Annotated in this window: 22 protein-coding genes and 1 other annotated feature; of the genes, 8 read left to right on the plus strand and 14 right to left on the minus strand. The window is 47.1% G+C overall.

All coding sequences use genetic code 11. The features are described 5' to 3' along the window. Window positions 1–6: 6 nt before the first annotated feature. Together L985_RS12635 and L985_RS12640 are read left to right on the plus strand one after the other, a co-directional pair. A complete protein-coding gene (locus L985_RS12635; protein WP_012371126.1) occupies window positions 7–309 on the plus strand; it encodes a PepSY domain-containing protein in 303 nt (100 codons plus the stop codon). A gap of 69 nt (window positions 310–378) precedes the next feature. Continuing rightward, window positions 379–735: a DUF1304 domain-containing protein gene (locus tag L985_RS12640; protein WP_047393499.1), complete on the plus strand. Its 357-nt coding sequence runs from the start codon at window positions 379–381 to the stop codon at window positions 733–735. Window positions 736–776: 41 nt separating this feature from the next. Here the strand turns inward: L985_RS12640 and L985_RS12645 are convergent, their stop codons facing one another. Next, window positions 777–1,292, minus strand: a complete 516-nt coding sequence (locus tag L985_RS12645) for a hypothetical protein (RefSeq protein WP_029342369.1) — start codon at window positions 1,290–1,292, stop codon at window positions 777–779. Between the two features lie 116 nt (window positions 1,293–1,408). Beyond that, window positions 1,409–2,050, minus strand: coding sequence for a tRNA (guanosine(46)-N7)-methyltransferase TrmB (gene trmB, locus L985_RS12650; RefSeq protein ID WP_029342370.1), 642 nt, complete (start codon window positions 2,048–2,050; stop codon window positions 1,409–1,411). Between the two features lie 176 nt (window positions 2,051–2,226). On the opposite strand from trmB, the gene cydS reads away from it, so the two are divergent. The 3 genes from cydS to budA all read left to right on the plus strand — a co-directional run bounded on the left by cydS (window position 2,227) and on the right by budA (window position 4,907). Continuing rightward, complete coding sequence (cydS, locus tag L985_RS17280) at window positions 2,227–2,328, plus strand: cytochrome bd oxidase small subunit CydS family protein (RefSeq protein ID WP_023469087.1); 102 nt, start codon at window positions 2,227–2,229, stop codon at window positions 2,326–2,328. A 162-nt stretch (window positions 2,329–2,490) separates the two neighbouring features. Next, window positions 2,491–4,182, plus strand: coding sequence for an acetolactate synthase AlsS (alsS, locus tag L985_RS12655; protein WP_047393497.1), 1,692 nt, complete (start codon window positions 2,491–2,493; stop codon window positions 4,180–4,182). Window positions 4,183–4,193: 11 nt separating this feature from the next. After that, window positions 4,194–4,907, plus strand: coding sequence for an acetolactate decarboxylase (gene budA / locus L985_RS12660; RefSeq protein ID WP_047393495.1), 714 nt, complete (start codon window positions 4,194–4,196; stop codon window positions 4,905–4,907). Between the two features lie 41 nt (window positions 4,908–4,948). Here the strand turns inward: budA and L985_RS12665 are convergent, their stop codons facing one another. The 6 genes from L985_RS12665 to pepV are packed head-to-tail and all read right to left on the minus strand — an operon-like array spanning window position 4,949 to window position 11,986. Beyond that, the gene (locus tag L985_RS12665; RefSeq protein WP_029342373.1) at window positions 4,949–5,749 is read right to left on the minus strand and encodes a phosphotransferase family protein; all 801 of its coding nucleotides are present in this window, start codon (window positions 5,747–5,749) and stop codon (window positions 4,949–4,951) included. A 51-nt stretch (window positions 5,750–5,800) separates the two neighbouring features. Next, on the minus strand, window positions 5,801–7,942 hold the full coding sequence (gene pulA / locus L985_RS12670; protein ID WP_047393492.1) for a type I pullulanase: 2,142 nt from the start codon (window positions 7,940–7,942) through the stop codon (window positions 5,801–5,803). A 34-nt stretch (window positions 7,943–7,976) separates the two neighbouring features. Continuing rightward, window positions 7,977–8,852: a hypothetical protein gene (locus tag L985_RS12675; RefSeq protein ID WP_231925647.1), complete on the minus strand. Its 876-nt coding sequence runs from the start codon at window positions 8,850–8,852 to the stop codon at window positions 7,977–7,979. A 1-nt stretch (window position 8,853) separates the two neighbouring features. Continuing rightward, on the minus strand, window positions 8,854–9,372 hold the full coding sequence (thpR, locus tag L985_RS12680) for an RNA 2',3'-cyclic phosphodiesterase (RefSeq protein WP_029342376.1): 519 nt from the start codon (window positions 9,370–9,372) through the stop codon (window positions 8,854–8,856). 8 nt (window positions 9,373–9,380) lie between these two features. Then, window positions 9,381–10,529, minus strand: coding sequence for an MFS transporter (locus L985_RS12685; protein ID WP_047393490.1), 1,149 nt, complete (start codon window positions 10,527–10,529; stop codon window positions 9,381–9,383). Between the two features lie 59 nt (window positions 10,530–10,588). Then, window positions 10,589–11,986, minus strand: a complete 1,398-nt coding sequence (pepV, locus tag L985_RS12690) for a dipeptidase PepV (protein WP_047393487.1) — start codon at window positions 11,984–11,986, stop codon at window positions 10,589–10,591. 321 nt (window positions 11,987–12,307) lie between these two features. On the opposite strand from pepV, the gene L985_RS12695 reads away from it, so the two are divergent. After that, entirely contained in the window at window positions 12,308–12,526 is a 219-nt protein-coding gene (locus tag L985_RS12695; protein WP_023469095.1) for a DeoR family transcriptional regulator, read from the plus strand. A 108-nt stretch (window positions 12,527–12,634) separates the two neighbouring features. Further along, window positions 12,635–13,267 (plus strand): SDR family oxidoreductase, encoded by a 633-nt coding sequence (locus L985_RS12700; RefSeq protein WP_047393485.1) that lies wholly within the window; start codon window positions 12,635–12,637, stop codon window positions 13,265–13,267. A 60-nt stretch (window positions 13,268–13,327) separates the two neighbouring features. Here the strand turns inward: L985_RS12700 and L985_RS12705 are convergent, their stop codons facing one another. After that, on the minus strand, window positions 13,328–14,047 hold the full coding sequence (locus tag L985_RS12705) for a pseudouridine synthase (protein ID WP_047393985.1): 720 nt from the start codon (window positions 14,045–14,047) through the stop codon (window positions 13,328–13,330). After that, window positions 14,034–15,698, minus strand: coding sequence for a putative polysaccharide biosynthesis protein (locus tag L985_RS12710; RefSeq protein ID WP_047393482.1), 1,665 nt, complete (start codon window positions 15,696–15,698; stop codon window positions 14,034–14,036). Before L985_RS12710 ends, L985_RS12705 begins: the two co-directional genes overlap by 14 nt. Window positions 15,699–15,890: 192 nt before the next feature. Between L985_RS12710 and L985_RS12715 the strand changes: the two genes are divergently transcribed. Continuing rightward, window positions 15,891–17,162: a BaiN/RdsA family NAD(P)/FAD-dependent oxidoreductase gene (locus L985_RS12715; protein ID WP_047393480.1), complete on the plus strand. Its 1,272-nt coding sequence runs from the start codon at window positions 15,891–15,893 to the stop codon at window positions 17,160–17,162. 59 nt (window positions 17,163–17,221) lie between these two features. On the opposite strand, the gene L985_RS12720 is transcribed toward L985_RS12715, so the two are convergent. From L985_RS12720 to L985_RS12735, 4 genes are all read right to left on the minus strand, one after another. Next, a complete protein-coding gene (locus L985_RS12720; RefSeq protein ID WP_029342383.1) occupies window positions 17,222–18,199 on the minus strand; it encodes a hypothetical protein in 978 nt (325 codons plus the stop codon). A gap of 131 nt (window positions 18,200–18,330) precedes the next feature. After that, window positions 18,331–20,736 (minus strand): leucine--tRNA ligase, encoded by a 2,406-nt coding sequence (gene leuS, locus L985_RS12725; protein ID WP_047393477.1) that lies wholly within the window; start codon window positions 20,734–20,736, stop codon window positions 18,331–18,333. Window positions 20,737–20,782: 46 nt separating this feature from the next. Beyond that, window positions 20,783–21,005, minus strand: a binding site (T-box leader). 38 nt (window positions 21,006–21,043) lie between these two features. Continuing rightward, window positions 21,044–21,688, minus strand: coding sequence for an HAD family hydrolase (locus L985_RS12730; RefSeq protein WP_029342385.1), 645 nt, complete (start codon window positions 21,686–21,688; stop codon window positions 21,044–21,046). A gap of 94 nt (window positions 21,689–21,782) precedes the next feature. Then, a complete protein-coding gene (locus L985_RS12735) occupies window positions 21,783–22,817 on the minus strand; it encodes a peptidoglycan bridge formation glycyltransferase FemA/FemB family protein (protein WP_047393475.1) in 1,035 nt (344 codons plus the stop codon). Window positions 22,818–22,993: the final 176 nt, after the last annotated feature.

Raw genomic sequence — 22,993 nt, forward strand, 5'->3', positions numbered from 1 at the left:
ATTTTAATGAAAAAACGCTATTGGATTATCGGATTGGCAGCAGCTGTCGTCGCCGCTTTCGCAGTGAAGAAAGCCGTTGATAACAAACAACTTTCTGCCGAGGAAGCGCTCGAAATCACGAAACGCACATTTTCAGCAAAAGGACGTGTCCAAGGTGCATGGATCTCTGCAACACCAGAGGCTTACGCATATGAGTCACGTGACTACCAAAGCTACAAAGGTGGCATCTCGGTCCTTGAAGGTGATGACGAAAAAACGTATCAATTCACAGTTGATGCCGAAACTGGCGCTTTACTCGAATACGCTTAATCAAAAGACCGTGCTTCGATCGATGAAGTACGGTCTTTTTTCCACGTTCATCTGAGGGAGGTATGATTCATGTCGATTCTTGCTACGCTGTTCGTTATCCTCGTTGCTTTGGAGCACTTTTATATTTTAGCACTTGAAATGTTCTTTCTTTCTTCCAAAGCGGCTCGTCGAACATTCGGTTTAACGGATGAAGCTGTTGCATCACAACAAATTCGCACACTTTTTGCGAATCAAGGCTTATATAATGGGTTTTTAGCAGCCGGATTAGTATTCGGTCTGATTCGTGAGGATGCCGCTGTCCAATTGTTCTTTTTAGCGTGTGTCATCATCGCTGCGCTTTATGGTGCCGCGACTGCCAATCGCTCTATTTTACTCAAACAAGGCTTGCCTGCCATACTTGCTTTCATCTTTGTATTGCTTGCATGAGAAAAGCCCCTATCCGATTGGATAGAGGCTTTTTTTCTTAATTAACGCGGGTTGTCGTTGCGTTCGTAGATCGGGTTCATGTATTCCGTCGTCGAGTATAGACGTGGAACAACGATGTATAAGATGACCGCTGGTACAGCGATGATCAACAACATCAAGAGCATCGGTAACCAGTAGACGACTTTTTGTTGAAGATTATCCGAGTTGCTGTCGATGTATTCTTTTACGCCATCAACTTTTGCAGCATCGGCACTCGTCAACAATTTACCGCTATCGGCATTGAAGAAGTGGATTTCACGTTTGATCGTGATGAAGATGCCGTCACGGACTGTCTCGATGACAGCGATTCCGCCAATGACTTCTTCTCCTTTTTCATTCGTGAACGTCTTCGGATCCTCGATTTCGACCGAACCTTTTTTATAATCGTAATGCGTCGTTGGTAATTCCTCATTTAATGCTTTCGTCATTTCTGAGGTATCAACCGCAGCAAGTACCGATTGACCGATACTTAACGCGAGAAAGAGCGCCGTTACGAAGGCTAAGCTTTTCTGCCACATCCCCAAATTCCCCCTTTACCTATAAGTACAAGTTCTTCAGTCAACAACATTGTACCAATTAATAAGAAAAAAGTGTGAAAGAAATACCAGGAAAATAAGAAAACTTTTTGTCTAAATTAATTTTGGTACGTTGCTTCCATCCGATAAATCGGTTGACCCATTGATGAAAAACGCTCTTCGTACTCTGTTCGGACGTTATCTTCCGGTTCATTCGCATGTAAATCAAGCGACATCCAGTCGAAGCGCATGCCGTATGCTGACATCGTCATCAAACTCGATTCAAACAACTTCCGATTATCTGTCTTGAAATGGATTTGCCCTTTCGCCGGTAAAATATCTTCATATGTCGAGAGGAATGTTTTATACGTCAAACGGCGTTTCGCATGACGTGTCTTTGGCCATGGATCAGAGAAGTTCAAGTACACGCGGGCCACTTCGCCTTTTTCAAAGTAATCACGTAGGTCTTTTGCATCGACCGTCAAGACGCGAACGTTCGATTGTGGTGTCTCGACCAATTTTTGAACGATTGTCACGGCAACGCTTTCGAATAATTCAATCGCGATGAAGTTGACATCCGGGTGTTGGTGCGCCATTCCGGTAATGAAGGCTCCTTTCCCTGATCCCACTTCGATATAGATCGGATTATCATTTTTGAACTCGCTAGCCCATGCTCCTTTAAGAGATGCTGGTTCTGCTATATAGATCGAGGATTGTTCCTTCATATAATCCTGCGCCCATGGTTTATGTCGTAAACGCACTATCGTTCATCCTTTCCAAACTTAAATTATCCGCAGATAAGTTTATCATGATTCGGGTAATTATATAAGAACTTCTTCATTTCCTTTCGAAGAATGTTCAGCAGTTCGTCACTTGAGAAATAGTGAGCATTCTAATACACTTAAGGTACGTAAGAACCGAAAAGGAGGGCTATCCTGTGGATGATTTCTTGATTAGTTGGGCATCTCCCATCGTTCTCGTATTGGGAATCACTGCTTTGTTCGTCTGGGCGACTTTCGGAAAAGTCGACGTCGAATAAGAGCAATCTCTGTACCTTGTGTAATCGTACACAAGGTACTTTTTTTATTTTCTAAACGATTTTAGGTTGGTTTTACCATGAAACAGATGTATACTTTTTTTGAAACAGATAATTTATTACAGCTATCGAACACCAAAAACGTTGGTAAAAAGGAGAATTGTAATGAACGAAAATAAAAACAGTGATTCAAAAGAACTAGTACAGAAGAAAACAGGTGCGGACCTAGTCGTCGATTCACTCATCGAGCAGGGTGTCGATTACATCTTCGGTATTCCCGGCACCAAAATCGATTCCGTCTTCAATGTGTTACAGGACCGGGGACCTGAACTCATCGTTGCACGGCACGAACAAAATGCTGCCTTCATGGCTCAAGCCATCGGACGCTTAACGGACAAACCGGGTGTTGTCCTTGTGACATCTGGTCCTGGGGCATCGAATTTAGCGACTGGTCTTGTGACAGCGAACTCTGAAGGTGACCCTGTTGTCGCAATTGCCGGAGCTGTCACGCGAGCCGATCGTTTAAAACGAACACATCAGTCAATGGACAACCAGGCACTCTTTACACCGATTACGAACTTCAGTGCGGAAGTGCAAGATGCCGACAACATTCCAGAAGTATTATCGAATGCTTTCCGAACAGCTGAAACGACAGCTGGAGCTGCTTTCGTCAGTATCCCGCAAGACGTCGGGCTAAGCGAAGCGAACGTCACGGCGTTCCGTGCGGTCGAAGCACCAAAGCTTGGTGTGGCACCAGAAGCATGGGTCGACGAAACAGCCCGTCTGATTCAAGATGCAAAACTCCCTGTCTTGTTACTCGGTATGCGCGCGAGTCAACCAGACGTCGTACATGCGATTCGTTCGTTACTCAAAAATGTCTCGATCCCTGTCGTTCAGACATTCCAAGCGGCCGGTACATTATCACGTGAGCTTGAATCGAATTTTTACGGACGTGTTGGATTGTTCCGTAATCAGCCGGGAGATGCGTTACTTGCAGAAGCCGATCTCGTCCTCTCGATCGGATATGACCCAATCGGTTATGACCCGAAATTCTGGAACCAACCAACGCACGACCGGACGCTTGTTCACATCGATCAAATGCGTGCTGAAATTGATCATTTCTATCGTCCCGACCGTGAGCTTGTCGGTGATATGGCGAAAACAGTCGACGCGATCGCTGAACGCCTGCAACCACTCACATTACCGGAAAGCTCGGTTCAGTTCCTTGAAGGATTACATCAACGTCTTGTCGATCGCGATGTTCCTCCTGTCGCGGATTCTCCATTGACGCATCCACTTTATTTCATGAAGACGTTACGTGAAAAAATTGCGGACGATGTCACGGTCACGGTCGATGTCGGCTCACACTATATCTGGATGGCACGTCACTTCCGTTCGTACGAACCACGCCACCTCCTCTTTAGTAACGGGATGCAAACGCTCGGCGTCGCACTTCCATGGGCAATCGCAGCTACACTCGTCCGTCCTGGGAAGAAAGCTGTCTCGATTTCAGGTGACGGCGGATTCCTCTTCTCTGCAATGGAACTTGAGACAGCTGTCCGTTTGAACTCACCACTCGTCCACTTCGTTTGGCGCGATAGCGGATTCGATATGGTCGCGTTCCAACAAGAGATGAAATACAAACGGAAATCCGGTACGTCATTTGGTGACGTCGATCTCGTCAAATATGCGGAAAGCTTTGGAGCAAAAGGACTCCGTGTCAATCATCCTTCGGAACTCGCAGCAATCATGGATGAAGCACTCGCGACAGACGGTCCCGTCATCGTTGATGTGCCGATCGATTACCGCGACAACATTGCACTCGGAGAACAAGTTCATCTCGATCAATTGAACTAAGGAGGATTCACATGGCACACGATAAAACACTCGTCCAGATTTCAACGATGATGGCACTGCTTGACGGCGTATTCGAGAGTGAAGTGACGTACGCTTCCGTCCTTGATCAACGTGATTTCGGTATCGGAACGTTTGACCACTTAGACGGTGAGATGATTGGATTCGATGGACAGTTCTATCAACTCCGCTCAGATGGTAGCGCTCGACCGCTTCAACCCGAGACGACGACCCCTTTCGCGACATTAACCCGTTTCGAGCCGGAACAAACCCTGACCGTGACGGAAGAGATGTCAAAAGCGACGTTTGAGCACTGGCTGAACGAACAACTCCCTACGATCAATAGCTTTTATGCTATCCGGATTGATGGAACGTTCACGGAGGTTCAGACACGCACCGTTGCGCGTCAGGAGAAGCCGTTCGTTCCGATTACGGAAGCTGTCGCTTCTCAAAGTGCTCGTACGTTCGAGCACACGGAAGGAACGCTTGCCGGATACTATACACCACGATTCGGTCACGGGATCGCCGTCGCCGGATATCATCTTCATTTCATCGATGCTGCCCACGAAGGTGGTGGTCACGTCTTTGACTACACAGTCAAGAACGTCACCGTCACATTCGAAGAAAAGTCGCAACTTGATTTACGTCTACCGACGACAGAGGCTTATCGATCGGCAGATCTCGAAAGTCACGATATTGAAAAAGAAATTAAAATCGCAGAAGGTTAAGCAAAAAAAGCGTGTCGTTCCCTTTCGGAATGACACGCTTTTTAGTCGTTTGAGTATTCAAGTAGCTGTTCAAGAAAATGATAACTGTCGTCGACATCTGGATGACGCGTATCTTCATACCAGTAGAGTGATAGTACCGCTTGCGCTACGACATACCAGTGCATGCGTCGCTTCAAATCACTCGTCAATGGATGTCCATAATGTTCAAACCATTCTGGCCAAGCTGCTTCGTCGACATAACTGTATAACATCATTCCAAGATCGTACGCACGGTCAGCAATGATCGCATCATCCCAATCGTTCAGGTAGAGTTGACCGTCTGCTCCCGTCAACCAGTTATTGTGGTTCAAATCTGAATGACAAACGACCTGCTCATCCGTTCTTACCTGCTCCAGATTTTGTTCGAGGTAAACCATCGCATGTTCCACGAGCTCCGGATCCTCTAAATCATCCGGTTGGAAGTACAAACGACATTGTCGCAATAACTCATCAGGTTCAATCGGGCGCTGATCAAGCTGTTGTAGCATGAACAGTAATTCCTTCGAATCATGGATTTTCCCAAGCAAACGTGCTACTTCAGGGCGTTCCATCATTTCGGGCTCTAACTCGTTCCCTTCAATGAACTGTTGGGCGCTGATGACGTCCCCACTATAAATCCGTTTCGTCCATAATAACTTCGGAACGATTCCGTCTGCGGATAAAATCGCCAAAAACGGCGATGAATTTCGTTTTAAGAACAACTTCGATTGTCCGGTTGAAGCGATGTACGCTTCTCCTGTGATTCCACCTGCTGGCGTAAGGGTCCAGCCTTCGCCAAGCGCATCTAAAATATCTAATTCCATTATAATCCGCTCAACTTTTTTAGTAGATTTGCCTAAGGCACAATGCTTATCTTAACACGTTGCAATCGTCGTTGACAACGGAAGGACCTGAATCCTGTCGACACCTTTTAGAAGCGGGTCGACCGAGGCCTCATCCCCTTGTACATGCACATTCCAGCGCGAATGCTCCAGTCCGACTTCAACGATTTCGCGCGTCGTATTGTAAACGATGAGCGTGCGTTGCCATGCATCATACGAGTGGACCGCTCCAAGTTCATAAGCGATGACACCCGGACGTAAGTCGATGAAATGAAGCAACTCGCGAATCTGATTCGCTCGGTGCAATCGGAATCCGCCATGCATTCTACGAATCTGCAAAATCGTCTTGATGTAGGTTACAAGGGACAGATGATCATCCCGCCGTTCCCAGTCCATTCGATTGATCTCGTCTGGTGCGTTATAGCTGTTTTCAACACCTTGTTTTGTGCGCAAAAACTCTTGACCTGCGTGAAGAAACGGAATCCCTTGCGCAAACAAGGCAATCGTCTGAGCTAGGCGACTCATCCGCAATAATTGCAGTTCATCCGCCCCTGGACAAGATAACTTTAATTTATCGTATAACGTATGATTATCGTGCGCCTCGACGTAATTGATGGAATAGGTAGGTTCCGGAAAACGTCCGTACGTTTGATTGTCGATGTGAATACTTCCCGCAATTCCGTTTCGGACCTCCCCTTCCTTCCAGCCATCTCCCGCAACGAATCCTCGGTCGAACTCACTGAACGTCGATCCTTTTAACGCGTCACGGAACACATCATTAAAATGGGCAATCCGCGGCATTTGCGCAGCAGAGGCACTCATCGCCTTTAATCGTTCCGGTAACGCTGTCGCAAGATCCCATCCTTCTCCATACACCAGAATCGTTGGATCAATCGCATCGAGCGCCGAACGAACATCATTCATCGTCTCAATGTCATGAATCCCCATCAAATCAAATCGAAAGGCATCAATACGGTAGACACGAGCAAAGTACGTCAAACAGTCAACGATGAGGCGGCGCATCATGAATCGCTCGGATGCGGTATCATTTCCGACACCCGTTCCGTTCGATAGTGTCCCGTCTACTTCGTAGCGGAAATAATAACCAGGGACAAGCTGTTCGAGAGAGGAGCGTTCTCGAATGAAGACGTGATTCATGACGACATCGAATGTGACACGAATGCCTGCTTCATGGAGCCGCTCTACCATTTCCGCGTACTCTCTGACGCGAACGAGTGGTTCAACCGAACTCGCATAACTCCCAGCTAACCCGAACCAAAGCATTGGGTCGTATCCCCAGTTATACGGAGACCGCGTTCGTTCATCGGTCGTCTCAAAAAAGTGGACTGGTAGCAATTGCAGATGGGTGATCCCGAGATCCAGGAGATAATCAAGTCCCGTCGCATGACCTCGAGGAGAGCACGTCCCTCGTTCCGTCATCCCTGCGTATTGACCCGGATGACTTGAACCAGCTGAGTGATCGATCGTGAAATCACGAATATTCGCTTCGTAGATGACAGCGTCTGACGGTTTGACGAACAGAGGACGCGCGACGCGCTTCGGGAACCACTTGGAAATCGTCCGTTCGACGTCAACGATGACGCCGTATCGACCATTCTCCGATATCGCACTAGCGTACGGATCAACGACCTCCTGTGTGCCAAGGTATGTCGTCACTTCATACCGATACCAGCACTCTGCGATATCTTGTTCCAGGTGAAGATGATAGGCACCTTGCTCTTGTCGCTCCATTTCGTGCTTTCCGAGCAATTGTTCATCTTGATCGTACACGACACACATGATCCGTTCTGCGACCGGTGACCAAACAGCAAAGTGAAATGCGCCCTTTTCTTCCCAGACACCTAGCTCCCCTTCGTAACGGTACTTGCGCTCGAATACTTCCGTCCGGACTAACCGGTCGGGAACGACGCGGATTGACCTACCCGCTCCGAATACCTCATATCGGCATTCTAGCTCGACTGGTTCCAGAACCGTCAATTCATAAACCACCAATTGTTCCTCACGGTGTGTCTCGACTTGCTGGATCGCAAGTGATTGTCCATCACATTCAAGCGACCAGTGGATTGACGGATTGCCTTCGACCTCGACCCGGATGCTTTGGAACGACAAGAACTCCGCCCGGATCACTGGTACCGCTACTTCTTGGTTCGTCATCTCTTTCGCAACGACAATGCCGTCGCTCCCTCCCTTACTCTTGGATTCGAGACTGCCCCTCACTTTGAATCGCCATGTGAAACGGAATCGATACCGTCTCTTTTAGGATCTTTTCACACACCCGCATCTGAAATGCCTTTGTATGTGTCGCATTCGCATTCATCCGTTGCACCCAATTCGGAAAATCGACTTTATTGACATAAGTCGTCGTTGTTTCTTTTGGAATTTGATCAAAATAACCTGAAGGGGCGAGGATGACTCGTTCAATCGGCAAGACGTAATCACGTCCGAGTACGACCCGTAAAATATCTTCTGTCCGCTTTAAACCGATGTTCGGATTCAAGATTTGTTTCGCAGAAGCCTTGAACGGCTGCTCCCGCCATAACTTATCTCGTCGGATATGATAGATACTTTCGTCGCCATCAAGCCATTCCATGATATAGATCGCAGACGGACCGACGACGAACGGACTCAACTCGACTTCTCCGACTTGATATTGGATGACCGCTCGATAAAACATCGCATACTGTTCATTTAGTAGATGCAGCATCTGGTAGAAGTCTAAATGACGTTTCAATGGAATCCGCCAAATGTCCTCCTCCCCTGCTCCGCCAGTGACGTTCAAGAGTTTTTGTAACTCGAGACGTTTTTTGTACCATTTATCAAACGCTCTTCGAGATAATTGTTTACCCGGAAGTTGAATGACTTCACTTTTTTTCATCACTTGCCACCACTTCTTCGGACGGATGAGCGTTTCTCCTGGAAACAACTCTCCTGCCTCCCATCTGCGATAGACATGGGCATAATCAAGTGCTTGGTGTTCACCGAATCGTTTCGTCATCTCTAGCGGATTTTTTTCAAATCGACTATCTAAGTCATATAGTTTCATCAAAATTGCGATGGGGATCACCTCATTCCTCTTCACCTAGATGAATCCGGTAAACCGGCTCATATCGCGGTGAAACCTCTGGTCGTACTTCAAATAGAACGAGTTCACGAACAGTCCACTCTACTGATCGGATCGGACTCGTCTTCCATTCGGCTGCCTCTGTGCGCCATTTTTTCGCGATCGTGACATGCGGAACGAATGGTCTAGTCGAATTCGGATCAATCTGTTCCACTAGTTGAAACAATTCCTTCGATTCTGTTCCAAATCCTACGACGCGTGGTCGTTCACCCCGACCAAACGTAATCAAACGATCGAATCGCAGCACGAAGGGTTCCATCGTACGTGCGATCTGCTGTAACTGCTGTTTCCACGACTGCTGTTCTTTTTCCTCTAATGGACCGAAAAAACGAAGTGTTAGATGGTACTCTTCTAACGTATAGACATTACGAAAGTACTCTGGTAGCGATAACCGTTCAGCAAGATTTGCCAAATCTTTAGAAGGGATCGGCAAAGCAATGAAAAAGTGTTGTTCTTGTCTCATCGTCGCGTTCACTCCTTCATACGACCACTAATACCATACAGAATCGCGCCTAGGATACTACTACTTGTATATACCCAAAAGACGGTATAGATTGTACTCTCCTCGAGTACAAAACCACTCATCAGATTAAACAACGCTGTCGCGAGTCCCGTCGTCATTGCCATATATGTACTGACGGCTGTTGCGACCATCGTCTCTGGAACGAGCGATCGGACATAATCTAAGGCGACAGGGATCAACAGACCAACGATCATTCCTTGCATCGCAGATAATACCCATAGCGTGACGATCGGAAGTTCTAAAGCAATCATCGCCGTCCGCGCAGCCGACAACAAGGAGACGAATACAAGAACCGGAATCGCTCCGAATCGTAATAACAGACGCGAGGCGATGCGCATGAACGGAATTTCGCACAGAACGGCGACAAAGAATAGTGTTCCGACGAGTGCCGTCGTCTCGCCACGAATCGTGACGTAGCTACCAAAGTAATAATTGTTGGCGAAGATTGGTCCGAAGATTAAACTTCCCCCTGCTAGGAATAACAAGAAGCGTCGATTCGAAAAGAGCTGTTTTAGCGGTACGGGTTGCTGATGTGAAACATGGACGCTGCCCGTCTCTTCAATACCGATCAGCACAAGGAAACCGAGAACCCATGCTGCACCGGTTGCATAAAAAATCAGATTTAGTCCGCCATCCTCAGTGATTTGCCCAAGAACAAAAACAGCTAAAGCGAACCCTGCTGAGCCGAAAAGACGTAAAGCACCATAATCCACCTTACGCTTTCGCGTGTACTCGATCGCTAATGTATCCACGAGCGGAATATGCGCGCACTGGAACAACGCCCAGACGCAAGAAATCAACAATAAAAGTAGATAAGCAGAAGTCAGTAAGTAACTGAGTGTAAAAATACCGGCAGCAAGCATCGCGACGAGTAAGAGTCGTTTCGGCTTCCCGAGGCGATCCGCCGCGATTCCCCAGACAGGTTGTAGGAAAATGGAGAGAATCGGTCCAATCGCAACGATCGTTCCAATCTCTGAAGCCGACAGTCCGAACGCGTCGTTTGAGAAATAAAGCGCGAGATACGGAATGAGCGCTCCTTGTCCAAAGAAAATAAAGAAATATAAGGCTTGGAAATGATAGGTTTGACGATTTTTCACACGGAACTTCCTTTCAAGAAGCAATCCCCCCATCTTTACGATGCGGGGATCATCAATCATTATTTTGCGAGCTCATAAATCGCTTCTGCATAGATTGCGACAGCAAGCAATAGTTCATCAAAATCAACATATTCATCGACTTGGTGGGCAACTTCAGGACCACCCGGGAAGACTGGACCAAAAGCAACTCCCGCCGTCAACGAACGCGCATATGTGCCGCCACCAATCGCTATCAGATCAGCTGATTGGTTCGTGTGACGCTCATAAACGGCACTTAGCGTCTTGATCAATTCATGGTTTGGATCGACATGGTGCGGTGTCATATGCGTCCGCGTCTGCAATTCAAAACCATATCCTGCCGCGGCTTCCTTAATGATTTGCAGACGTTCCGTGAAGTCTGCCGTATACGGGTAACGGATGTTAATCGACGCCGTTCCTTGTTCTTCAGCATAGCGGAAAACGCCACCGTTGATCGTCAAGTCACCTGTTTCATCCGAAGCAGCGACACCAATTGCTACACCGCGAGAATCCCGGAACATATGCGTCACGAGTTGAATGTAACGACGACCGTTATAATCCAAGTGAAGCGTATTGAGGAAACGTGCCAAATGTAAGGCAGCATTTTTACCGTTGTCCGGCTCCATCGCATGGGCTGCGACACCGTTGACATCAAGTACGAGACCTTCTGTTTCTTGCTTGACTGTTCCCGTCAAACCTTGTTCTTCAAGATAAGAATGGAAATCCGTTTCAAGCGTTCCTACTTCGACGACACGAAGAAGCGCTTGGGCATGACCTGGAACCATGTTTGGACGTTCGCCACCTTCAAAACGAACGAGATGGTAGCCTGTATCCGAGGCTTGCGCTGGTTTCCCTTGAATCAATAACCCATCATAGAGTCCTTTTTCCGCATTGATGATCGGGAAGTCGGCATCTGGTGCAAAACCGAGTGTTGGCATCTCTTCATGTTTGAAGTAATGATTGACACAACGCCATTCACTCTCCTCATCCCCTCCTGCAATCAGACGGATGCGCTTCGAGAGTGGTAAGCCAAGCTCTTTGACGATTTTCAGGGCATAATACGCTGCCATCGTCGGTCCTTTATCATCGATTGCTCCACGCGCATACAGTTTTCCATCTACAAGCGTCGGGTTGAATGGACCGTATGTCCAGTGATCGCCACCAGCTGGTACGACGTCTAAGTGACAAAGAATACCGAGTAACTCTTCCCCTTGACCATACTCCAAATGTCCTGCATACCCATCGACATTTTTTGACGTGAACCCATCGCGTTCCCCTGTCGCGAGCATCCAATCGAGGGCACGTTTGACTTCATGACCAAACGGTGCGCCCTCTTCGATCGTCGATTCGTCGAGTACACTCGGAATCCGTAATAGTTCTTTTAAATCTTCCAATAAGTCCTCGCGACGTGCGAGTACTTCCTCTTTCCAATTCACCATCTGATTTCGCTCCTTCATTACGGGTTTTGGATTCGTTTCCTATACACCTTCCTAGTATAGCGAATATTCGTTCAGATACGAACATCCAAATTCTGTTTTCTTTTTTATTTATTGAAATGACGAACATTAATCTTAAATAAAACCTGAATCATCGACTTTACAAACCATTTGAATATGTTTTTTATGAAAACGTTCGGTTAAATTACTTGCATTTTAATATCAAAACGTTATACTAAAGGCGAAACAACTGGATATTGCATTGTCTTTTGTCACCCGAAGCTTTAGAACACTATTCTATCCATTGGGGGAGTGGTTATACCAATGAAAGATTCTACAGACCGTATGTTGACCCGGATTAAATCGATTTATCTCTACATCCAAGAGAACGGAGCTACTACGACAGCAGAGTTGGTTGAAGAGTTTGGCATCACTTCAAGGACCGTCCAGCGGGATTTGAACGTGCTCGAATACAACAATCTCATTGTGAGCCCTCGACGCGGTACATGGACGTCGAGTAAGAAACAAAAGCAAGCGGGTTGATCCACTGTTTCACTATGTATATCTTTCGATGACGCGATTCTTCGCGTCTTTTTTTGTTATCTTTTTTAAAACGTGGGGTATAGCTATTGGGAGAAGGAGATGATAAGAATGAATATTTTAATCATTGGAGCAAACGGAACGACGGGACGTAAGTTGGTCGAATTGATCGCTAAACAAGGAGATCACCAAGCGATCGCTGTCGTACGGGAAGAAAATCAAATCAATGATTTGATTGCACTCGGTGCATCTGAAGTCAGACTTGGGGATTTGACGAAGGATGTCAGTGGCGTCGTCAGTAATGCGGACGTCGTTATCTTTGCAGCGGGTGCTGGTGGCGCATCGGACGAATTGACACGTGCCGTCGATCAGGAAGGCGCGATTAAAGTCATCGATGCAGCAAAAGCCAACGGGATCAATCGTTTCCTAATGCTCAGTTCAGTCGGTACGGAAGAACCGAAAGGCGAACTAAAAGTATATCTCGAATCGAAAGCAGCAGCAGACGCTCACCTAAAAGAAAGCGGACTTGATTATACGATCGTCCGTCCTGGCCCACTCAGCTACGATGACCCGGTAGGTACTGTTGAAACGAAAGAGCATTTTGATTCATACGAAGATCGTAAGGTGCCTCGTGACGATGTTGCGGCGCTGTTCGTTCACTTGATTGATCATCCGACACAATCGCGTGTATTCGAAGTACTCAGCGGTCCTTATCCGATCGCGGAAGCACTGCGTAATCAATAATTGAATCCCATAACAAAAGGCGATGGAATGTACATTCATTCCATCGCCTTTTCGTTTTGCTTATTCAGGTTGCCAATCAAATAACGACAATTCCTCTTGCGTCAGTTCACGGTAGTCCCCGAGTGCAAGTGCCGGATCAAGCTCCAAGCGACCAATCGAGCGCCGTTTCAAGAACGTGACTTCTTTACCGAGGGCAAGCATCATCCGTTTGACTTGATGGAACTTCCCTTCCGTGATCGTCAATTCAAGCGTTGAATCTGTTTCTGTCGTCGATAAGATGACGAGTTTTCCTGGCTTTGCCTGATAACCGTCTTCTAAGGTGACGCCTGCCGCAATTGCCTCGACGTCTTCTTGCGTCAATACACCTGTCACTTCCGCGTAATACGTTTTTTCAACGTGTTTCTTCGGAGACATCAAGGCATGATTGAACGCTCCATCGTTTGTCAGTAACAATAAGCCTTCTGTATCCTTATCAAGTCGTCCGACCGGAAACGGTTTGAAATACGTCACGTCTTCAAACAACAGATCGATGACGGTCTCATCTCGTTTATCCTCTGTCGCACTAATGACACCCGGTGGTTTATTCATCATCAAGTAGATGTATTTTTGATACGTGACCGGTTCGCCGTACATCAGAACCTGTTGCGACTCAACATCGACATGCTGTTTCGGATCACGAACGATTTCACCATCGACTTGAATTGCTCCTGCCTTAAGCAAAAGTTTTACTTCTTTTCGGGAGCCTGCCCCCATGTTAGATAATAATTTATCTAGACGCATGACCTCGTCCTCGTTTCAATGAAATTTTCCGTCCTAATACGACTTCTGCTAAACCACTCCAAATCGAGAGTCCAGCAAAAATCACGATTCCAACTGCCGCACCAATGATCAGGATCAAAAGAGATGCCCATGTCGTCTCTGGTAAGAAGGACACCATTCCCCACTTCACAAGCGCGACACCCGCCCCCATCAAAGCACTAATGATTAGAATCAATGATGTCCGGCGCAAGACGGTACTGAATGGGAACTTCACTGTTTGTGTGATCCGGAAGAACATCAATCCCGTCGCAACGAGATAACCGATGATCGTCGCATAACCAGCACCCGTTCCATCACCCGTCAAATGAATCAATGGCGCATTCAAGAGGTACTTCGCAAGTAATCCTGCGAGGGTCGCAATGATCGTGAAGTACTGACGGTTAATCCCTTGAAGGACTGCTGCCGTAACAGAATACAGGGCAAGGAATAAGGCACTCGGTGCATAGCTTAACAGATAGACCCATGCTGCTTGATCTTTCGGGAAGAGTACATGAAACGTTTCTTCGCTTAAAAGAATCATTCCGACGACTGCCGGAATCGTCACGAAGAAAACAAGTTGATAAATCTGTGAGATTTGAGCCCGTACTTTCCGCATATCGCCTTGCGTGAAGGAAGCTGTCAACAGTGGAGTTGCCGACAACGACAATCCTGTTGCGACCGATACCGGAATCAAGACAATCTTATGACTATCCGCAATCAGATAGGCAGTCGCGTTTCCAGCCGCTTCGAGCGTGTAGCCGATATTTTGTAAGGCGGCATTCATCGTATTCTGGTCGATGACTTGATAAAGGGGTGTCGAAAGACCGACCATGACGATTGGAATCGCATACGTCAATAATTCTTTATACAAATCCGTTAACGGGCGATCCGGCGAACGGACGGTTTGAGTAGCACGAAGTTCCTGCAAGCCGCTGGCACGTTTGCGGAAATAATAGATCAGAACCGCGACACTACCGATTGCGCCAATGAAGGCGCTGAACGTTGCAATCGTTGCGGCAAATGCTGCACCTGAATCAAATAAATAAATCGCAATGCTGACTCCTGCAAGCAAGAAGATGATCCGGACGATTTGTTCCAAGATTTGCGAAATCGCTGTTGGTCCCATCGATTGATACCCTTGGAAGTAGCCTCGGGTCATACTCATCGGTGGAATCAAGAGTAAAGCGAAACTTACGCCCCGAATCGTCATCGTGACAGCATCAACGTATGCTGCTGAATCAACGTCACCACCCGGAATGGCCCGGTGTGCTAAATACGGTGCGAGAAAGAATAAAGCGAGGAAGGAAACAATCCCGGTCAAGGACATGATTTTCAGACCAGACCGATATAATCGTTCACTCGTATCGTACTCACCTAGTGCATTGTATTTCGCGACGAATTTCGAGACGGCGACAGGAATCCCCGCTGTCGCGAGTCCAATCATGATCGCATAATAATTGTAGGCATAGGTATAGAACATGATGCCCGTCGCGCCGACCATGAACTGAAACGGAAAGAGATAAATCAAACCCAGTGCGCGGGAAATCAGTGACGCACCGGACAGGAGCATCGTTCCACGAACGAACCCTGAATTGCCGGAAGAAGTAGACTGCTTATTACTGACTGTGGACATGGTAACATCCCTCACGCTTTCTAATTTTTATACTCGACACTCTGATCGTGACTGTCTCATTATACAAGTTCTCTCGTACACAATTGCAAATCATTATACCGCTGTCTATCTTGAATTGAAAGAGACGGTTTGTTTACAGTCACAACTTCTGCTAAAGTGAAACAAGCAGAATTCTATGAATGAGGTGACCATATGTACGATGTAATCGTAATCGGAGGCGGACCGAGCGGCTTGATGGCGACGCTCGCCTCTTTACAGGCTGGAGCTCGGACGCTCCTGCTTGATAAAGGAAATAAATTAGGTCGGAAGCTTGCAATCTCAGGCGGCGGACGTTGTAACGTCACGAACCGAAAACCACTCGATGAGCTCGTCCAGTCGATTCCGGGAAACGGACGTTTTCTTTACAGCGCCTTCTCTCAATTCAACAATGAATCGATCATCGAACTCTTCGAAGGGTTTGGTGTCGCACTCAAAGAAGAAGACAACGGGCGGATGTTCCCTGTTTCGGATAAAGCCGCAGATGTCGTTCGTGTATTGATTGATCAAATTCGCGCGCATGGCGCTGAGATTCAAACAGACGCGCAAGTCGCTACGCTCGACTTCCATCCGGACGGTTCTTTTGCAGCTGTCCTCTTAGAGAACGGCATGCGCCTTGAAGCAAAGAGTTGTATCGTCGCGGTTGGCGGACAATCCGTTCCGCATACCGGTTCGACAGGCGACGGCTATCCGTGGGCTGAAAAAGCGGGTCATACGATCACAGAGCTCTTCCCGACCGAAGTCCCGATCTTATTAGGGGATACGTTCATTCACGAAAAAACATTACAAGGGCTGTCGCTGCGTGACGTCGCCTTAACGGTCCACGGTAAAAAGGACAAAGCAATCAAAACACATACGGGTGATCTACTCTTCACACACTTCGGTTTAAGCGGTCCGATTGCTTTACGCTGTAGCCAGTACACGATCAAGGAGCGCAAACGTTCGAAGGAAACGATCGTCCATCTATCAATCGATCTCTTCCCGGACGAATCACTCGGTGCGTTAACGGAACGCTTCCAAGCCGCGCTTGCAGCAAACCCGAAGAAAACGGTGCGCAATGCCCTCCGCGGCTTCGTGCCGGAACGTCTGCTTGAACTTCTCTTTGCTCAAATCGGATTTGGCGATGAAGTCTGCACACAAGTCAAGAAACAGGACTGGACGGACTTCTTACAAAAATTAAAACGATTCCCACTGAAAGCAACAGGAACGCTCGACTTTGATAAAGCTTTCGTCACGGGTGGTGGTGTCTCGATCAAAGAGATTGATCCAAAGACGATGATGTCGAAAAAAGCTGAGCGGTTATTCTTTGCCGGAGAGATTCTTGATATCCATGGCTATACAGGTGGTTACAACATCACAGCTGCATTCGTGACGGGTCATTGCGCCGGTAGTCACGCTGCAGAGATGGCACGTGACTCTGTCTTTTAATATGAATAAGACCCGATTCTTCTGTTTAGCAGAGGAATCGGGTCTTATTGTGTCAGGATTTAATCGATCGGTGTAAACGATCGGCTTGAGAATTTATCCGTGACGACTAACGCAAACAACTCATTATCTTGCACGAAAATCCCCTTCGAACCATATACTTTCGGACTGGCTGTCTCGCCCGTGATCGTTTTGTCCTTTCGATCGATCGAATAGAGATAGAGGGCTTCTGAATCCAGTGTGTAGATCCGACCTTGTCGTTCAGCAAGACCAATCGGTCGGAACTCAGACTCGAACGATTTCTTCGCATCACTTCGCATCCCACTCGCCGCTTCGATCTTCTCCCGTTTGATGACTGACAGATAAGGTGGTTTCTGTTTTTTCTTCAACGCACGTTTTTTCTTTTCCGAGGCGTCAGGATCAATCTTGATCTTATCCTCTTTCATCGCAAAATAGGTCACCTCGACTCGTCCCAGTGCTCGAATATGATTAATCGTATAGAATTCTTTCTTCTTCGTATCATATCCAAGACCGTGGAAACTGTCCCGTATCGTCGTTCCTTGTACTTTTTCACGTTTCTCTTCGCTCCAGACACCATCTTTTCGCGTAATCGTGACCAGAATCTGATTCGACGTCAATAGCGCGACGGTCTCCCCGTCAACGAGGGTCATACCGTCAAGACCAGCGAGCAACAACTTTCCTTCTTCTAACTGGAAAGATGCATTGATGCGTTCTCCGGTTCCACTGATTTCAAAGAAACGATAATCGTCTGTGACGACGAGGTACGAACCAATGGAATCATCATATAACATTTGTTGGACATTTTTGATTAACGGCTCTTCTGGATTTGGAATAGCTGAAGGCGTTTTCGGTGGCACCTGTTTAACGGCTGCCTGATGCTTCGATTGCGTCTCGATTTTCGCGAACGTTTCCTGAATACGTGACAACGTCTCCGGCTTCGAGAAGACGAGCAGTATACAAAGGATCAACCCCGAAACGACAGCAAAAATCGTTGTATAGACTATATAAGATCGTTTCATTGATGGTACTCGCCTTTCTTTCTCGGTTTCTGATTCAGTGTAGCAGAAGGTCGTTCAAAAAAAAAGCGGACTTGCGACGGAAATGAAGAAACCCCTTCCATCCGCGTCAAGCGAATGAAAGGGGCTATGGCTTAGTTTGCCACGATATTGATTAATTTTTTCGGTACGACGATGACTTTACGAACTGTTTTGTCGCCGATCCATTCTTGTGTCTTTTCATCAGCGAAGGCAAGTGCTTCGATTTCTTCTTTTGTCGCATCGATGTTGATTTCGATTTTCGAGCGAACTTTTCCGTTCACTTGAATGACGAATTCCATCGTATCGCTGACCAGTTTCGATTCATTGAATGTTGGCCATGCCGCATACGTCAATGTCTCTTCAAATCCAAGTTGTTCCCAGAGTTCCTCACCAAGGTGCGGTGCGACTGGTGTTAACAATTGAATGAATCCACGAAGGAAGTGACGTGGAAGAACTGGTTGCTTATTTGCTTCGTTGACGAAGACCATGAGTTGCGAAATTCCGGTGTTGAACTGGATGTTCGCGAAGTCTTCTGTGACCTTCTTGACCGTCTGGTGGTACGTCCGTTCGAAGTCAGCATCGACTTCTGTGACGTCCTGAATGTCTGCTGTCCGTTCGAACAAGCGCCAGACACGGTCGAGGAAACGACGCGCACCGTCAAGACCGTTTTCAGACCAGGCAACTGATGCATCGAGTGGTCCCATGAACATTTCATACAAGCGTAACGTATCCGCACCATGCGATTTGACGATTTCATCCGGATTGATGACGTTACCGCGTGATTTCGACATCTTCTCGTTGTTCTCTCCAAGAATCATCCCTTGGTTGTATAACTTCTGGAATGGTTCTTTTGTTGGTACGACGCCTGCATCATACAAGACTTTATGCCAGAAGCGCGCATACAACAAGTGAAGAACAGCATGTTCCGCTCCACCGATATAAATATCAACTGGAAGCCAGTATTTTAATTTTTCTGGATCCGCGATCGCCTCTTCATTGTGCGGATCGATGAAACGAAGATAATACCAGCAGCTTCCGCCCCATTGTGGCATCGTATTCGTCTCGCGACGTCCTTTCATTCCTGTTTCAGGATCCGTATAATCCAACCAGTCTTCCGCAAGCGCAAGTGGTGATTCGCCAGTACCAGACGGTTTGATTTCCGGAATGATCGGAAGTTCAAGTGGCAATTCTTCTTGGCTGAGCGTCTTCATTGAACCGTCTTCCATGTGAACAACTGGAATCGGTTCACCCCAATACCGTTGACGACTGAACAACCAGTCCCGGAGACGATACGTGATTTTCTTACGTCCGACTTGATTCGTTTCGAGTTCAGCAATCATCGTCTCGATTGCTTCTTGTTTTCCAAGACCATCAAGCATATGTGAGTTGACGTGTTCGCCCTCTCCTGTATAGGCTGCTTCATCAACGTTTCCACCCGCGACGACTTCAACGATTGGCAAGTCAAATTGTTTCGCGAATTCATGGTCACGCTCATCGTGTCCTGGAACAGCCATGATTGCACCCGTTCCATACGAAGCAAGGACATAATCAGCGATCCAGATTGGAAGGCGATCACCTGAGATTGGGTTGACAGCAAAAGCACCTGTGAAGACACCTGTTTTTTCCTTCGCTAAATCCGTCCGCTCGAGATCCGACTTTGTTTGGACTTGCGAAATGTACGTATCGACGGCTTCCTTGTGATCCGCTGTCGTGATGTCAGCTACGAATGGATGCTCCGGCGCAAGCACGAGGTACGTCGCACCAAAGATTGTGTCCGGACGTGTCGTAAAGACCGTGACTTGTTTTTTGTGTCCATCAATCGTGAAGTCGATTTCAGCACCTTCTGATTTTCCGATCCAGTTCCGTTGCATCTCTTTGACAGAATCCGGCCAATCAAGGTCATCGAGATCTTCAAGAAGACGATCTGCATATTCCGTGATTTTCAAGACCCATTGACGCATCGGGACACGCACGACCGGATGGTTTCCGCGTTCAGATAATCCGTCGATGACTTCTTCATTCGCAAGAACGGTTCCAAGCGCTGGGCACCAGTTGACCGCGACTTCGTCCACGAATGCAAGTCCTTTTTCATACAACTTCGTAAAGATCCACTGTGTCCATTTGTAGTACTTCGGATCCGTCGTATTGATTTCACGATCCCAGTCATAGGAGAATCCAAGTTCTTTCAGCTGACGCTTGAACGTCTCGATGTTTTTTGCTGTGAATTCACGTGGGTCATTCCCTGTATCGAGGGCATATTGTTCTGCTGGTAACCCGAACGCATCCCATCCCATCGGGTGAAGGACGTTGTACCCTTGCATCCGTTTCATCCGTGCGAGGATATCCGTTGCTGTGTAGCCTTCCGGGTGACCGACGTGGAGTCCGGCACCTGACGGATACGGGAACATATCAAGGGCATAAAACCCTTCTTTTTCTGGATCTTCTGTCGTGACGAAGGCGTTGTCTTGATCCCAACGCGCCTGCCATTTTGGTTCAATTTCGCGATGATTGTACGGCATGTCTTTTCCTCCTCTAATCTAAAAAAACCGGTCCTCCGCCCCTAGGAATAGGGACGAAAGACCGGTTTGGCTTCCGCGGTACCACCCACGTTGTCTGTCTATGACAGACCGCTTGATTCACGGATAACGGTGTGAAAGACCGGATTCGCTACTACGACTTCACGAATCGTGCTCCCTGACGAGTTCACGGTTGTTACCGACTGGTTCGCACCTTCCACCAGCTCTCTTGACGGCACCTTTCCCCTACTACTTCAGTTCCATGCATTTGACTATCTTTTCCTAGTGTAATCTGTTTCTTCCTCAAGCGTCAACGCTTCCGTAAAATTTCCTCGATTTCTGCATGCGATCGCGCCACATGATCCGCTTGTTCTAGACGTTGCGTCGGCATCCGGTCATCGAGAAGCGCAATCACTTCCATGCCTGCTGCTTTTGCGCCGATCATCCCGTTCGCAGCGTCTTCGATGACGAGACAATCTTCAGGTGCGTGTCCGATTCGTGATGCCGCAAGTCGAAAAATCGCAGGATCAGGCTTCGAACGTACGACTTCTTCCCCACTAACGTAATGCGTAATTGGAAGCTCATAATGACGGATGACGCGTTCGATTTTTTGAAGCGAACTTGAAGAGGCGATCCCGATATCATAACCAAGAGACGCCGCTTGTTCGATGACTTGTTTGACTCCCTCTTTTAAACCACATTCTTCTGGTTTTGCATGAATTTGAAACAAGCGATGTTCTTCCTCAAGTAACGCACTCGCTGTTTCTGGAAGGTCGTGTTGCGCGACAAGTTCTTCCCACATCTCATCTCCTGTTTTTCCCATGAACGTCGCATACTGAACCGGATCGAGCGGAATCGATAACGTTTTAAACATCTGCTGATGGACCTCAAAGTAGCGAATTTCACTATCTAAGATGACCCCATCCATATCAAAAATAAGACCTCGTTTTTTCAAGACACATCCCCCTTTATTGATCTATCATGATTTCAGCATATCAAAAAAACGACTACACAATGTAGTCGTTTCACCTTCTTCATTTACTTACTGTTTAACTTGTCGCCATTTGGACACTGGTTTGTCGGTAAGCCGGAAAATAATCCGAATCGGCATCTGACCCGTATCGTATACATAACTGATCGTATATGGCTGGTTGAAGAATCGATTTTCCTTGATGATACTCAAATAGTCGATATCCAGTATAGCGGCATTTACTCTCAAAGAGACTATCCCGTTCTTGATATCCACCCCCGAGATGTTGTTCGACGAGACCGCGTGCTTTCGCCTGAAGAATCGCTTCGTACTCGAGTCGCTGATTCGGAAACACCTTCGCTTCATCCCGCTTACAACCAATCAAATGACCGTGGGCATATTCTTTTCCGAGCAATACGAAGTATCCACCAACAGGTTCTCCGTCGATTTCCGCAATCAGTAACAATGGCTCACAGAGGGGATTTGCTTCAAATAATTGCTCAAAATAATTCGCTGTAAAATAGTAATGAGCCGAAGCATTCTTCCGGTCCATCGTTTCATGATACAACGCTACAAAAACAGATAGGTCGTCTCGTGTTCCTGTTCTAACAGTTAAAGGAGAGGCAAGCGATTTGCGAATCATACTTCTCGTCTTCTTATGAAATGTTTGCAGGATGTCCTCTATTGAAGGGCGTAAATCGATACTCGTCGTATGACGGATGAAAGAGACTTTCGTCCAATCCCGCATGAAGCGTTCATTCCCCGTCAATGGATTAAAGCGAATCATTTCCGAGACGATCGCTTCTCGCTCTGCCCACCTTTCGAACAATAAGCGTGCATGCTGCATTTCAGTCGCAGTCAGTTGACCAATGATTTCCGGTCCACCGTAGCCATACGGCGTGATGAGATCTGAATAAGGTGTATCAAAAATCCGGCGCTTTAAAAAGGGATAAAATAGTGTTCCTGCATCACCTTCATAACGGAATAGCACCGCTTGCTCAGACGGTCTAGCATTGAGCGTGACGTATTGGTGACTGTAGAAGATATCAAGAGGCTGTTGCTGTACGTGTGTCGTCCAAGTTGCGGCATCTGTGATGAATTGACACCTTTCCATTCGTGCACCTCCAGTCAAAAAAGAAGCAACGTTCATATGACCTTTCTTTTCAAGTTCTTGCTTAGAAAGTACCCGTTTCTTTGCCGAAATATTCCATATTATTAAATATTTATTTTATGTTTTTAGAACGAACGACGTAACAAAAGTCAGCGAATCAAAGTGTCCGCTGTCTTACA

Origin of the sequence: Exiguobacterium sp. ZWU0009 (assembly GCF_000798935.2) — a bacterium.
Taxonomy (GTDB): domain Bacteria; phylum Bacillota; class Bacilli; order Exiguobacteriales; family Exiguobacteriaceae; genus Exiguobacterium_A; species Exiguobacterium_A acetylicum.